The organism is Streptomyces beihaiensis, from assembly GCF_026274175.1.
GTDB lineage: Bacteria > Actinomycetota > Actinomycetes > Streptomycetales > Streptomycetaceae > Streptomyces > Streptomyces beihaiensis.
Genome location: NZ_JAPHNL010000333.1, coordinates 1 through 12,006 on the forward strand (window position 1 = coordinate 1; position 12,006 = coordinate 12,006).

The window sequence follows — 12,006 nt, forward strand, 5'->3', positions numbered from 1 at the left end:
GCCGGCCGGGGGGTCGGGGCGGCCAGGGGCTGGCGGCGCGGGCGGACGAGGCGGAGCCTGGAGTCGCGCGGGATACGGGACGTCACGAGGGCAGTCTCGCGGGTGATGTCGTCATTTCCCAAACGGGGGTGAGGGCGCAGGCTCCGGTCCGTACCGATCGGTCGGTGCGGGCCGGGTTCCGCTTGCCGGTTCCGTCCCTTTCCGTGCCCCGCGGCGGGCACGGCGCTCCTCACATCAGCGGTGTGAGGAACCGTCGCAGCGCCTCCTCGTAGCCGTCCGGGTCCGCGTTCCACATCGCGTTGTGCGGGGCGTCGGCGACGGTGTGCAGGGAGACGATGCCGGGGCGGAGAGCGGCCAGGCGGCGGGACAGGTCCCAGGGGGCGATCTCGTCGTCGGGGCCGTGGAGGATCAGCGTGGGCACGTGCGGGGCGTCCGGGCCCGCGGCCCCGGCGCGCCGGTCGGCGCCCAGTCCGGTGCGCCCCTGGGCGGCGCGGACGGCGAGCGGCAGCAAGGGGGCCGGGGTGTGCCGGGCGGCGGCGAGCGCGCGCAGCGTTGCCTCCCAGGACAGCACGGGCGAGTCGAGGACGAGACCCACGATGCGCTCGCGCACCCCGGACTTGGCGGCGGCGTGCAGCGCCATGGCGGCGCCGGTGGACCAGCCGAACACGACGACGCGCTGGGCGCCGTACCGCACGGCGTAGCGGATCGCGGCGTCCAGGTCGCGCCACTCGGTCTCGCCGAGGTGACCGAGGCCGTCGGGGGACCGGGGCGCGCCGAGGTCGCCGCGGTAGGCGAGGTCGAGCACGGGGAACTGGTGGCGGCACAGGAACTCCATGAGGTTCATGGGGTGTTCGCGAGTGGTGCCCAGGCCGTGCACGGTGATGACCCAGGTGTCGCGGGCGCCGGGCACGAACCAGGCGGGCAGCGCGCCGAGTTCGCCGGGCACGTCGACGTCGGCGTGGTCGAGGCCGAGCGCGGACTTGGGGTCGCCGACGTACAGCTGCGGGGTGAGCCACACGTGAGCTCCGGTCTCCAGGCTCCCGTGGGTGACCCGCTCCAGGCGGCGTACGACGGTGTCGGCGGGGTGCGGGGTCGACTCCACGACGGGCCCGACCACGGCGTGGCAGCCGTCGCCCGCGAGCCCGTACCTGCCGGGGCGCAGTGAGGCCAGGTCGCGGGTGAGGGAGATGCGTCCCGCGGCGGTGGCGTGGACGGTGAGCCGAGGCTCGGTGGGCAGCGGGCGGCCCGGCGGCGCCTTGAGCGCGGCGTCGCCGGCCAGGCGGCCGGCGGCGATCACGGCGGCCGAGGCCCCGAGGACGGTGGTGACGGCGGCGGCCGTCGCTTTGGCGGTGCGCACCCGTCCAGTGTCGGCGGCCCGGCCCGCCCCGGCCAGCCAGGCGGCGGGAGCGGGTGACGTCCGGGGCTGTCCGGCCGCGTCAGCCCGGCTGCCCGTAGCCGCTCAGCTTCTCCCCCGCCTCGCGCAGCTGGTCGTCGGTGAGGAGCGAGGGGGTGAGCCCCGGCACGCAGTGGGCGGTGAGCCACAGGCGGCACATCCACTCCAGCTGGGCGGTCCGGTCGTATGCCTGGGCGAGGGTCGCTCCGTGGGCGACGGTTCCGTGGTTGCGCAGCAGGCACGCCGTGCGTCCGGTCAGCGCGGTGAGCATGTGCGCGGCGAGTTCCTCGGTGCCGTAGGTGGCGTACGGGGCGGTGCGCACCGGTCCGCCGAGGGCCGCCGTCATGTAGTGGACGGGCGGCAGCTCGTCGACGAGCGTCGAGACGGCGGTGGCGTGCACCGCGTGGGTGTGGACGACGGCGCGGGCGTCGGTGGTGCGGTACAGGGCGAGGTGCAGGGGCAGCTCGCTGGTGGGGGTGAGGGTGCCCGCGCGCCGCGTGCCGTCGAGGCCGACGGCGAGCAGGTCGTCCGGGCCGAGCCGGTCGTAGGGGACGCCGCTCGGCGTGACGAGGACGACGTCCTCGCCGCGGCCGCCGTCCGGGCCGCCGTCCTCGCGGCCGGCGACGCGCGTCGAGACGTTGCCGGAGGTGCCGACGACGAGCCCGTCCTCGACCGTGCGGCGCGCGGTCGCGACGAGGTCCCGCCACGCCGCGCCCCACGCCCGCTCGACGTCCGTGTCCGTGCCTGTGTCGTCCGTGCCCGTTTCCGTCATGGTCTTTATCCTTCCACTGCCCCCACCTGGGGGAACACGCCGCGCGGCCGGGGCGTCGCACCACGGAGCGGGGCCCGTACGGCACTACAACCGGTTCGATGAGGACCGCCCCGACGAGGATCGCCCCGGCCGCCGCCGCGCTCGCCCTGACGGAGGTGCGGCGCGCCACCGGCCGCCGCCCGGTGATCTACACCGATCAGGGCTGGTGGACGACGTGCACGGGTGACAGCAGGGCCTTCTCCGGCGATCACGCCCTGTTGCTCGCCCGCTACGCAGACAGCGCGGGACCCGTGCCGGGCGGCTGGTCGACCTGGACGTTCTGGCAGTTCAGGACCGGTGGCCGACTGCCGGGTGACCAGAATCTCTTCAACGGCTCGGCGGCCCGGCTCAGGCAGTTCGCGCGGGGCTGATCGCGGCGGAATCCCAAGGGAGATCACGGACTTCGCGGACTCAAGGTCAGGTATCCACCCAATCACTCTCCGTCCAGGCTTCCTGGAGTCCCCCGTCAGTTCACCTTCCGTTCACCAACCGCACTTATGTTCCCCGAGGCTGCGGCGATCTGCCGCGGTCAGCGAGGCCGCCACCCGCAACCCGGAACGGACAAACGCATATGGCACTTGAGGCCATCACCCCGCTGCTGGCGATCGTGATCATCACCGCATTGGTCTTCGATTTCACCAACGGTTTTCACGACACCGCGAACGCGATGGCGACGACCATCTCGACCGGAGCCCTCAAGCCGAAAGTGGCGGTGGCCATGTCCGCCGTCCTCAACCTCGTCGGGGCCTTCTTGTCCGTCGAGGTAGCGAAGACCATCTCCGGCGGCATCGTCGACGAGAACGGCCTCAAGACCGAGGTCATCTTCGCCGCGCTCGTCGGTGCCATCCTCTGGAACCTGCTGACCTGGCTGCTCGGCATGCCGTCCAGCTCCTCGCACGCCCTGTTCGGCGGGCTGATCGGCGCCGCCGTCATGTCGGTGGGCTGGGGCTCGGTCAACGGCGGCACCGTCCTCACCAAGGTCGTGCTCCCCGCCGTCGCCGCGCCGCTCGTCGCCGGTCTCGCCGCGATGCTCTCCACCCGGCTCACCTACCGCATCAGCAAGAACGCCGACGCCAAGGCCACCTCCACGGGCTACCGGGCCGGACAGATCGCCTCCGCCGGCCTCGTCTCTCTCGCGCACGGCACCAACGACGCGCAGAAGACGATGGGCATCATCACCCTGGCCCTGATCACCGGCGGCGCCATCGCGCCGCACTCGGACCCGCCGCTGTGGGTCATCCTGTCGGCCGGTACGGCCATGGCGCTCGGCACGTACATCGGTGGCTGGCGCATCATCCGCACCATGGGCAAGGGCCTGACCGAACTGGCGCCGCAGCAGGGCTTCGCCGCGCAGACCAGCGCGGCGACCGCGATCCTCGCCTCCTCGCACCTCGGCTTCTCGCTCTCCACCACCCAGGTCTGCTCCGGCGGTGTGATGGGCGCGGGCCTCGGCCGCAAGGGCGGTGTGGTGCGCTGGTCCGTCGCCTCCCGGATGGCCGTCGCATGGGTGCTGACGCTGCCCGCCGCGGCCCTGGTCGGCGCGGGCGCCGAGTTCCTGACCGAGCAGGGCACGTGGGGCATCGGACTCACGGCCGCGATCCTGGTCGCCGGTGCCGCGGTCATCTGGCGCCTGTCGCGCCGCAACTCGGTGACCCACGCGAACGTGAACGCCGACGAGATCGGCACGCCCGCCGCTCCGGTCGAGGTCGAGCCCGTGATCATCGAGTCGCCGGTGGCCGAGGCCACCGCACGGCCCGCCGCCGCCGTCCAGTCGCCGTCGGCGTAACGAAGAGACAGAGAGACACACCACCATGACCATCGACTGGGCAGCTCTCGGCACCGTCTTCGGTGTCAGCCTCGCGCTCACCGTCGGCCTCGTGGGCCTGTTCACGCTCGGCATCGTCGCCCTCTCCAAGCGGGGGCCGGCGGGCGAGCGGGAAGGCTCCGCGGCGCTCACCACGTCCGGCGCGTACGTGTGCTTCGCGCTGTGCGCGGCGGCGGTCGCGTACGGGATCTACGTGATCGTGGCCTGACGGCTCCGGCCGATCAGCCGATCGGAACCATCGCCAAGGGGTGCGGGACCACGTCCCGCACCCCTTCGGTGACTCCGGTTCTGTGGCTCCGGCCACACTCCGCCACCACAGGTCAACGGCGAGTTGACGCGCCTTCGCCGACCGTGGTGGACTTCCCCCGCCATATACCTTCGGCAGCAGTTCGAGGAAGCCGGTGCGAATCCGGCGCGGTCCCGCCACTGTCAGTTCCTCACCGGAAGCCTCTTTCCGGGAGGACGAGCCAGGAACTCACGCTGCCGGTCTCGTCGAACCAGGGCGTGGACACCCTGAGTGAGGACAACTACCGCCATGTTCGCCCTGCGCGGCGCCACGCGGACCGAGCGCGCCCACGCGTACGGGACCGCCGCCGGACTGCTAGCCGATCTGCTGCTCGGTGATCCGCGCCGCGGGCACCCCGTCGCCGGGTTCGGCCGGGCGGCCGCCGCCGTGGAACACCGTCTGTGGCGCGACCACCGGGGCGCGGGCGCGCTGCACGCCGCGGTCTGCGTGGGCGGCGCCGCCGCGGCCGGGGCCCTCGCCTCCCGCCTCACCCGCCCCTCCCCCGCCGCATCGGCCGTGCTGACCGCCGCCGCCACGTGGGCCGTCGTCGGCGGGACCTCGCTGGGACGTGAGGCGCGTGCCATCGGCGCCGCCCTGGAGGCCGGGACCGCGGAAGACATCGCACGAGCGCGGGAACTGCTGCCGCGGCTGTGCGGCCGGGACCCCGAGGGGCTCGACGCCGACGGGATCGCGCGCGGCGTCGTCGAGTCCGTCGCCGAGAACACCTCCGACGCCGTCGTCGGCGCACTCGTGTGGGGCGCGGTCGCCGGGGTGCCCGGCCTGCTCGCCTTCCGCGCCGTGAACACCCTCGACGCGATGGTCGGCCACAAGTCACCGAAGTACGCACGGTTCGGCTGGGCCTCGGCCCGCCTCGACGACGTGGCCGGATGGCCGGGCGCCCGCCTGACCGCCGCCCTCGCCGTGCTCGCGGGCGGCCGTCCGCGCGAGGCCGCACGCGCCTGGCGCGCGGACGCGTTCCGGCACCCGAGCCCGAACGCCGGGGTCGTCGAGGCGTCGTTCGCGGGGGCGCTCGGGGTGCGGCTCGGCGGGACCCTCGCGTACGGCGGCCGGGTCGAGCACCGGCCCGAGCTGAACCCGGCCGGGCGCGAGGTCCGTGTACGGGACGTGGAGCGCGCCGCGCGGCTCTCGCGGCGGGTGAGTCTGCTCGCCCTGGGGGTCTGTGTGGGTGCGCGCGTGCTGGGAAGGAAGCGTCGATGAGTCGGCCACGGCGGAGCGGAGGGCTGCTCGTCGCGGGCACCACCTCCGACGCGGGCAAGAGCGTCGTCACGGCGGGCATCTGCCGGTGGCTGGTGCGCCAGGGCGTGAAGGTCGCGCCGTTCAAGGGGCAGAACATGTCCCTCAACTCCTTCGTGACGCGGGAGGGCGCCGAGATCGGCCGCGCGCAGGCCATGCAGGCGCAGGCATGCCGGGTGGAGCCCAGCGCGCTGATGAATCCGGTGCTGCTCAAGCCGGGCAGCGACCGCACCAGCCAGGTCGTCCTCATGGGCAAGCCGGTGGGCGAGCTGAGCGCCCGCGGCTATCACGAGTGGAGAGGCGGCGCGGAGCGCTCCGTACCGGGGCGTCGGCGGGAGACGGGCGGGCAGGCGGCGCTGCTCGACACGGTGGTGGGGTGCCTGGAGGAGTTGCGGGGCAGTCATGACGCCGTGATCTGTGAGGGGGCCGGCTCACCGGCCGAGATCAACCTGCGCCGCACCGACATCGTCAACATGGGCATCGCGCGGGCCGCCCGGCTGCCGGTGCTCGTGGTCGGCGACATCGACCGCGGCGGCGTCTTCGCGTCGTTCTTCGGCACGACGGCGCTGCTCGCGCCCGAGGACCAGGAGCTGCTCGCCGGGTACCTGGTGAACAAGTTCCGCGGCGACGTCAGCCTCCTGGAGCCGGGCCTCGACATGCTCAAGTCCCTGACGGGCCGGGACACGTACGGTGTGCTGCCGTTTCAGCACGGGCTCGGCATCGACGAGGAGGACGGGCTGCGGGTGTCCCTGCGGGGCGCCGTGCGCGAGTCGGTCGTCGCGCCGCCGGTCGGCGAGGACGTACTGCGGGTCGCGGTGTGCGCGGTGCCGCTGATGTCGAACTTCACCGATGTCGACGCGCTGGCCGCCGAGCCCGGAGTCGTCGTGCGGTTCGTGGACCGGGCCGAGGAGCTCGCGGACGCGGACCTGGTGGTCGTGCCGGGCACCCGCGGGACCGTCAAGGCCCTGGAGTGGCTGCGCGAACGGGGGCTCGCGCACGCGCTGGCACGGCGGGCCGCGCAGGGCCGGCCGGTGCTCGGGATCTGTGGCGGGTTCCAGGTGCTCGGCGAGCACATCGACGACGAGGTCGAGTCGCGGGCCGGGGCCGTGCCGGGGCTCGGACTGCTCCCCGTACGGGTGAGGTTCGCCCGCGAGAAGACGCTGGCCCGGCCGGTCGGTGAGGCGCTCGGGGAGCGGGTCGACGGGTACGAGATCCATCACGGCGTCGCCGACGTCTGCGGTGGTGAGCCGTTCCTGGACGGGTGCCGGGTCGGGGCCGTGTGGGGCACGCACTGGCACGGGTCCCTGGAGTCGGACGGGTTCCGGCGGGCGTTCCTTGCGCGGGTCGCCGAAGCGGCGGGGCGGCGGTTCGTCCCGGCGCCGGACACGTCGTTCGAGGCGCTGCGGGAGGAGCAGCTGGACCGGCTCGGGGATCTGGTGGAGCGGTATGCCGACACGGACGCGCTGTGGCGGTTGATCGAGGGCGGCGCGCCACCCGGCTTGCCGTTCGTTCCGCCGGGGGCGCCCACGTGAGAGCCGCCGATCGACACTGTCCCGCGCCCCTGAAGGGGCGCTCTCCCTCAGGTCCACGTACTCCGGAGGTCGTCCGATGACCACACCGTTTCCGTTCACGGCCGTCGTCGGTCAGGACGACCTGCGGCTCGCTCTGCTCCTGAACGCCGTCTCCCCCGCCGTCGGCGGTGTGCTCGTACGCGGTGAGAAGGGGACCGCCAAGTCCACCGCCGTACGGGCCCTGTCCGCGCTCATGCCGGATGTCACGGTCGTCGGCGGGTGCCGGTTCTCCTGTGACCCGCAGGCGCCCGACCCGCGGTGCCCCGACGGGCCGCACCCGGCCGCCCCCGGGGTCGCGCGGGCCGCGCGCATGGTCGAGCTGCCGGTCGGGGCGTCCGAGGACCGGCTCGTCGGGGCGCTCGACATCGAGCGGGCGCTCGCGGAGGGCGTCAAGGCGTTCGAGCCGGGGCTGCTCGCCGACGCGCACCGCGGGATTCTGTACGTCGACGAGGTCAACCTGCTCCACGACCACCTGGTCGACCTGCTCCTGGACGCCGCCGCGATGGGGGCCTCCTACGTCGAGCGGGAGGGCGTGTCGGTGCGGCACGCCGCGCGGTTCCTGCTCGTCGGCACGATGAACCCGGAGGAGGGCGAGCTGCGGCCGCAGCTGCTGGACCGGTTCGGTCTGACCGTGGAGGTGGCCGCCTCCCGGGAGCCCGAGCAGCGCGTCGAGGTCGTCAGGCGCCGCCTCGCCTACGACGACGACCCGGAGGGCTTCGCCGCGCGCTGGGCCGCCGAGGAGGACGGCGTGCGAGGCCGGATCGTCGCCGCACGGGAGCTGCTGCCCCGCGTCCGGCTCGGCGACCGGGCGCTGACCCAGATCGCCGCGGCCTGCGCCGCCTTCGAGGTCGACGGGATGCGCGCGGACATCGTGATGGCGAGGACCGCGACCGCGCTCGCCGCGTGGGCGGGCCGCACCGAGGTGAACTCCGACGACGTGCGCCAGGCCGCGCTGCTCGCGCTGCCGCACCGGCGCCGCCGCAACCCGTTCGACGCGCCGGGCCTCGACGAGGACAAGCTCGACGAGACGCTGGACCGGTTCGGCCCGGACGAGCCGGAGGACGACCCCGAGCCGGACGGGCCAGGTGAGCCCGACGGGCCCGACGACCGTGGTCCGGGGCCCGGTGGCGGCGGTGGCGGCGTGCCGCCTCAGGGGAACGCACCGGAAGGCGGCCGGGAGAGCCGGACCGGTGAGGCTCCCGCCGAAGCGTCCGCCCCGGCCTGCGCCGCAGCGCCCGCGGAGCAGCGGGCCGTCCGTGCCGGAGAGCCGTTCCGTACGAAGATGCTCAGTGTGCCCGGCCTCGGCGAGGGCGCGGCCGGGCGGCGGTCGCGGGCCCGTACCGAGCACGGCCGCACCACGGGCGCCACCCGCCCCCGCGGAGCCCTCACCAAACTGCACCTGGCGGCGACCGTGCAGGCCGCGGCGCCGCACCAGCGCACCCGCGGCCGGTCGGGGCCCGGTCTCGTCGTACGCCGTGACGACCTGCGCCAGGCAACCCGCGAGGGCCGCGAGGGCAACCTCGTGCTGTTCGTGGTGGACGCCTCCGGGTCGATGGCGGCCCGGCAGCGGATGGGCGCGGTGAAGGGCGCCGTGCTGTCGCTGCTGCTCGACGCGTACCAGCGGCGCGACAAGGTGGGGCTCGTGACGTTCCGCAAGGCGGGCGCCGAGGTGGCGCTGCCGCCCACGTCGTCCGTGGACACCGCCGCCGCCCGCCTCGAATCGCTGCCCACCGGCGGACGCACTCCGCTGGCCGCCGGGCTCCTCAAGGCCCACGAGGTGCTGCGCGTCGAGCGGCTGCGGGACCCGGCGCGGCGCCCGCTCATGGTCGTCGTGACCGACGGGCGGGCGACCGGCGGTCCGGACCCGGTGAAGCTCGCGGGGCGGGCGGCCGGGCTGCACGCGGCCGAGGGCACGGCGTCCGTGGTCGTGGACTGCGAGACGGGGATGGTGCGGCTCGGCCTGGCCGGGCAGCTGGCCGCACAGCTCGGCGGTCAGGCCGTCACGCTGGACGAGCTGCGGGCGGACGCCATCACCGGGCTCGTCAAGAGCGTACAGAACACACAGGCACAGGCAACGAACCGCGCCAGGAACCACACCACCAGGAGGGCCGCCTAATGCCGCAGGGACAGCCGAGCGTCGTGCCGGACGACGGACTGACGACGCGCCAGCGACGCAACCGGCCGCTGGTCCTCGTCCACACCGGTGTCGGCAAGGGCAAGTCGACGGCCGCGTTCGGGCTCGCGCTGCGTGCCTGGAACCAGGGCTGGCCGATCGGGGTGTTCCAGTTCGTCAAGTCGGCGAAGTGGAAGGTCGGCGAGGAGAACGCGCTCAAGGTGCTCGGGGCCAGCGGCGAGGGCGGCACGGTGGCCTGGCACAAGATGGGCGAGGGCTGGTCCTGGGTCCAGCGCGACATCCACGGCGACAACCACGACAACGAGGAGAAGGCCCGCGAGGGCTGGGAGCAGGTCAAACGTGATCTGGCCGCCGAGACGTACAAGTTGTACGTGCTCGACGAGTTCGCCTACCCGCTGCACTGGGGCTGGGTCGACGTCGACGAGGTGGTGCGGGTGCTGCGCGACCGTCCGGGGCAGCAGCACGTCGTCATCACCGGCCGCAACGCCCCGCAGGCGCTGCTCGACGCCGCGGACCTGGTCACCGACATGTCGAAGGTGAAGCACCCGATGGACGCGGGTCAGAAGGGCCAACGGGGCATCGAGTGGTAGTCAGCGTTCCCCGCCTGGTCGTCGCCGCGCCGGCGTCCGGGACCGGCAAGACGACGGTGGCCACCGGCCTGATGGCGGCGTTCGCGCAGCGGGGCCTGGCGGTCTCCCCGCACAAGGTCGGCCCCGACTACATCGACCCCGGCTACCACGCGCTCGCGACGGGCCGCCCCGGCCGCAACCTGGACGCGTACATGTGCGGCCCCGACCTGATCGCGCCGCTGTTCGCGCACGGCGCGCGCGGCTGCGAACTGGCCGTCGTGGAAGGCGTGATGGGGCTGTTCGACGGCGCGTCCGGGGAAGGCGAGCTGGCGTCGACCGCGCACGTCGCCAAACTGCTCAAGGCGCCGGTGGTCCTCGTCGTCGACGCCTCGTCGCAGTCACGTTCGGTGGCGGCGCTCGTGCACGGCTTCGCCTCGTTCGACCCGCAGGTGCGGCTCGCGGGCGTGATCCTCAACAAGGTGGGCTCGGACCGCCACGAGGCGCTGCTGCGCGAGGCCCTCGAGGAGGTGGGCGTCCCGGTCTACGGTGCCCTGCGCCGCGCCCCTCGCGTGGCCACGCCCTCCCGCCACCTGGGGCTCGTCCCGGTGGCGGAGCGCAGCGCCGAGGCGGTGGAGTCGGTGCGGGCGGCGGCGGAGATGGTGCGCGGTGCGTGCGACCTGGAGGGCCTGCTGGCACTGGCGAGGACGGCGCCGCGGCTACAGGCCGACGAGTGGAGTGCGGGTGACCCGCCACAGGCGCGGTCGACCACGACGGACCCGCACCCGCGAACGAAACCGGTCGTGGCAGTAGCAGGCGGCGCAGCCTTCACGTTCTCGTACGCGGAACACACGGAAATGCTGCGCGCCCGCGGCGCGGAGGTGGTCCCCTTCGACCCGCTCCACGACGAGACCCTCCCGGACCACACCGCGGCAGTGGTCATCGGCGGCGGGTTCCCCGAGGTGTACGCGGCCGAACTCTCGGCCAACGAACCCCTCCGCAAGGCCGTGGCCCAGCTGGCGGGCTCGGGCGCCCCCGTCGTGGCGGAGTGCGCGGGCCTGCTCTATCTGGCCCGCAGTCTCGACGACCAGCCGATGTGCGGCGTGCTCGACGCCACCGCGCGGATGTCCGGCCGCCTCACCCTCGGCTACCGGGACGCGGTGGCGGTCTCCGACAGCGTCCTGGCCCCGGCCGGGGCGCGGATGCGCGGCCACGAGTTCCACCGCACGGTGCTCGAACCGGGCGCGGGCCCGACGCCCGCGTGGGGCATGCGGCTCCCGGAGCGGCGCGTCGAGGGTTTCGTGCAGGACGGTGTGCACGCGAGTTATCTGCACACCCATTGGGCGGCGCTGCCCGACGTGGCGCGGCGCCTGGTCGACCGGTGCACGCCGTGAGCATCGCGGCGGCCCGCACCGGCACGCGGTCAGCCGGCCATGCCGACCACGAGCCATATGAACGCCGCGCCCGCGACCGTGCACAGCAGGGTCGAGCGGGCCGGGTGCTCGTGGTGGGCCTCCGGCAGGATCTCCGCCGCCGCGAGGTAGAGCAGCACACCGCCGAAGAAGCCGAGATAGCCGCCGAGCCATTGGGCCGCAATGGTGAACAGGAGCGTCGACGCGGCGCCGAGCACCGGCGCACACGCGTCCGCGAGGAGCATCGCGAGGGCCTTGCGGCGGGCGTTCCCGTACAGGTGGGTGATCGTGTACGTGTTGAAGCCGTCGGCGAAGTCGTGGGCTATGACAGCGAGCGCCACGGCGACGCCCATGCCGCCGCCCACCTGGAACGCCGCGCCGATGGCCATGCCGTCCATCAGGCTGTGCCCGACCATGGCGGAGGCCGCGGTGAGGCCGACCTCGGGGGCCCTGGCCCGCTCGTGGGCGTGCTCCTCGGCGCCGTGCGGGGCCTGGCGGCGGGCGAGGAGGCGTTCGAGGACGTGCGCGCCGAGGAAGCCCGCGACGAAGAGCAGCAGCGCCGCGGGCACCCCGAACACGTCGCCGCCCGCCGTGTCCAGGGCCTCCGGGAGCAGGTCGAGGCCGACGACGCCGAGCATCAGGCCGCCGGCGAGACCGAGCACCAGGTGGCGCCGGTCGGTGACCCGGCGCGCGGTCCAGCCGCCGACCAGGGTCATCAGGAAGGCGCCGAGCGCCACGAACACCGCCATGGGCC

General features: G+C 74.1%; 10 protein-coding genes, 1 pseudogene and 1 riboswitch. Of the genes and pseudogenes, 8 read left to right on the top strand and 3 right to left on the bottom strand.

The annotated features are described in order from the left end of the window. Positions 1–229 precede the first annotated feature (229 nt). Positions 230–1,357 (bottom strand): alpha/beta hydrolase, encoded by a 1,128-nt coding sequence (locus OFY01_RS31135; RefSeq protein WP_266605648.1) that lies wholly within the window; start codon positions 1,355–1,357, stop codon positions 230–232. Positions 1,358–1,436: 79 nt separating this feature from the next. Next, positions 1,437–2,165, bottom strand: coding sequence for a class II aldolase/adducin family protein (locus tag OFY01_RS31140; protein WP_266605650.1), 729 nt, complete (start codon positions 2,163–2,165; stop codon positions 1,437–1,439). Between the two features lie 152 nt (positions 2,166–2,317). Between OFY01_RS31140 and OFY01_RS31145 the strand changes: the two are divergent. From OFY01_RS31145 to OFY01_RS31180, 8 genes and pseudogenes are all read left to right on the top strand, one after another. After that, positions 2,318–2,575: pseudogene (locus OFY01_RS31145) on the top strand (GH25 family lysozyme); the annotation flags it as partial. Between the two features lie 200 nt (positions 2,576–2,775). After that, positions 2,776–3,990, top strand: coding sequence for an inorganic phosphate transporter (locus tag OFY01_RS31150; protein ID WP_266605652.1), 1,215 nt, complete (start codon positions 2,776–2,778; stop codon positions 3,988–3,990). A gap of 25 nt (positions 3,991–4,015) precedes the next feature. Next, positions 4,016–4,237, top strand: coding sequence for a hypothetical protein (locus OFY01_RS31155; RefSeq protein ID WP_266605653.1), 222 nt, complete (start codon positions 4,016–4,018; stop codon positions 4,235–4,237). Positions 4,238–4,397: 160 nt separating this feature from the next. After that, a riboswitch (cobalamin riboswitch) is annotated at positions 4,398–4,525 on the top strand. Between the two features lie 39 nt (positions 4,526–4,564). Continuing rightward, positions 4,565–5,533, top strand: coding sequence for a cobalamin biosynthesis protein (locus OFY01_RS31160; protein ID WP_266605654.1), 969 nt, complete (start codon positions 4,565–4,567; stop codon positions 5,531–5,533). Then, entirely contained in the window at positions 5,530–7,101 is a 1,572-nt protein-coding gene (locus tag OFY01_RS31165; protein WP_266605656.1) for a cobyric acid synthase, read from the top strand. Before OFY01_RS31160 ends, OFY01_RS31165 begins: the two co-directional genes overlap by 4 nt. 76 nt (positions 7,102–7,177) lie before the next feature. Beyond that, positions 7,178–9,256 (top strand): putative cobaltochelatase, encoded by a 2,079-nt coding sequence (locus OFY01_RS31170; RefSeq protein ID WP_266605658.1) that lies wholly within the window; start codon positions 7,178–7,180, stop codon positions 9,254–9,256. Continuing rightward, complete coding sequence (gene cobO / locus OFY01_RS31175; protein ID WP_266605660.1) at positions 9,256–9,864, top strand: cob(I)yrinic acid a,c-diamide adenosyltransferase; 609 nt, start codon at positions 9,256–9,258, stop codon at positions 9,862–9,864. Before OFY01_RS31170 ends, cobO begins: the two co-directional genes overlap by 1 nt. After that, positions 9,858–11,234 carry a cobyrinate a,c-diamide synthase gene (locus OFY01_RS31180; protein ID WP_266605662.1) on the top strand — a complete coding sequence of 459 codons (1,377 nt, stop codon included), beginning with the start codon at positions 9,858–9,860 and terminating at the stop codon, positions 11,232–11,234. Before cobO ends, OFY01_RS31180 begins: the two co-directional genes overlap by 7 nt. Before the next feature lie 29 nt (positions 11,235–11,263). Here the strand turns inward: OFY01_RS31180 and OFY01_RS31185 are convergent, their stop codons facing one another. Then, the gene (locus OFY01_RS31185; RefSeq protein ID WP_266605664.1) at positions 11,264–12,001 is read right to left on the bottom strand and encodes a ZIP family metal transporter; all 738 of its coding nucleotides are present in this window, start codon (positions 11,999–12,001) and stop codon (positions 11,264–11,266) included. Between the last annotated feature and the right edge of the window lie 5 nt (positions 12,002–12,006).